The following is a 1,537-nucleotide window of genomic DNA, read 5'->3' on the forward strand; positions in this document are numbered from 1 at the left end:
CGACGGCCGCGGCGCCACCCCCGAGGCCATCGACAGCGCCGCCGAAACCGCGGACCTCTTCGTCACGAACGAGGTGGCGGCGCGCTCGTACCTCGACTGCGGCCCGGCAGAGGCCGCCAGCTACCTGCGCGACGCCGGCGCCGACAGAATCGCGGTCACCGTGGGTGCGGACGGGGCCTACCTCGCCGCGAGCGACGAGAACGACGGCGCCGTCCAGCACGTCGCGGCGCCGGACGTCGAGGTCACAGACACGACGGGAGCGGGCGACGCGTTCACGGCCGGGCTGGTGCACTCGTGGGTGCTGGGGAACCGCGTCGCAGCCGACGCGGGCCGCGTCGCCGCCGCCGCCGCCGCGCAGAACTGTACGAGCGAGGGTGCACGCGGCGCGCTGCCGTCCCGTACGGACCTCTCGTCCATCGAACGGCAGTAGCTGCTGGCACGGCCGCTCCGGTCAGCACGAACTCCTACTCGCACCTGTGCGCTCCCTTCGCGAGTCGTTCCGGCGAGCTGCGTCTTTGCGGAGTCGACTCCAACGGAGCGAGCGACGTCAGTCGAATCCCGGTCGCCGCATCCACCAGCGGGCCGCAACGGACAGCTCAGGCGCTGGCTCTGTCGAAGCGAACCTCGCGTTCTCGATAGTGCGTTTATGAGGTTGCGGCCGGAACTGTCACTATGGCTGAATTCGAGTTGGGGAACCCGTGGATTTTCACAGTGGCTGTGGTCGTGACCTGGGTCCTCGTCTGGGGGATTACTGAGGTGGTGTTCCTCGATGGCGACCCGACCAGTGCCGTCATCACTGGGGCAGTTAGTGGTCTCGCCTTCGCGCTCTTCTACGTCATTCTGTCCACTCAAATCGAAACCTGAGACGGTCCCTTGTCACCCTGTACTGAACGGCGTCTCACCGCTCCCTCGAAGAACGGACCTCCGTGGGCGACTACTGCTCGGACTCCGGTTTCGCGTCGACGAGCGCCCGCACTCGGGACTCCTCGACGGGCGCGGTCGTCTCGCCGTCCGCCTTGAGCGCGGTGCCGACGATGGCGCCGTCGGCGACGGCGAGCGTCTCCGCGACCGTCTCCCGCGTCACGCCGCTCCCGACGACAGGGGGAGCGGTCGTCGAGTTCGTCTCGCGGCCGCGACGTCGCGAACGTGGTCGAGGCTCGCTTCCTCGCCGGTCCCGGCGCCGCTCGCGACCAGGCCGTCGGCGAGGCCGCGCTCGACGAGTTCCGCGACCTCCTCGCGCAGCGGGCGGTCGGCCAGCGGCGCGGAGTGCTTGACGTCGACGTCCGCGAGGATCGAGACGTCCGCGTCGAGGCGGTCGCGGAGGCGCATCGTGTCCGCGGCGCGCCCCTCGACGACGCCCTGGTCGGTCAGTCGAGCGCTCGTGTGCACGTTCACGCGAACGAACTCCGCGCCCGCCGCAGCCGCGACCGCAACCGCGGCCTCGGCGTCGTTCCGCAGGACGTTCACGCCCAGCGGGACGTCGACCTCGCGGCGCACGTCGCGGGCGAGCGCCGCCATCGACGCCACCACGTGCTTC

Annotated in this window: 2 protein-coding genes and 1 pseudogene; 2 read left to right on the forward strand and 1 reads right to left on the reverse strand. The window is 70.5% G+C overall.

All coding sequences use genetic code 11. The annotated features are described in order from the left end of the window. A partial coding sequence (locus tag GRX66_RS18870) for a carbohydrate kinase family protein (protein WP_201293102.1) occupies nucleotides 1-430 on the forward strand: 430 nt, incomplete at its 5' end. 242 nt (nucleotides 431-672) lie between these two features. Beyond that, nucleotides 673-864 carry a hypothetical protein gene (locus GRX66_RS18875; protein WP_159527833.1) on the forward strand — a complete coding sequence of 64 codons (192 nt, stop codon included), beginning with the start codon at nucleotides 673-675 and terminating at the stop codon, nucleotides 862-864. 70 nt (nucleotides 865-934) lie between these two features. Here the strand turns inward: GRX66_RS18875 and GRX66_RS18880 are convergent. Continuing rightward, nucleotides 935-1,537: pseudogene (locus GRX66_RS18880) on the reverse strand (BtpA/SgcQ family protein); the annotation flags it as partial.

Origin of the sequence: Halobacterium bonnevillei (assembly GCF_009831555.1) — an archaeon.
Classification (GTDB): domain Archaea; phylum Halobacteriota; class Halobacteria; order Halobacteriales; family Halobacteriaceae; genus Halobacterium; species Halobacterium bonnevillei.

Coding starts and splice junctions, on each gene's coding strand:
- GRX66_RS18875 (WP_159527833.1), top strand. CDS start 673: ATGGCTGAATTCGAGTTGGGGAACCCGTGGATTTTCACAGTGGCTGTG.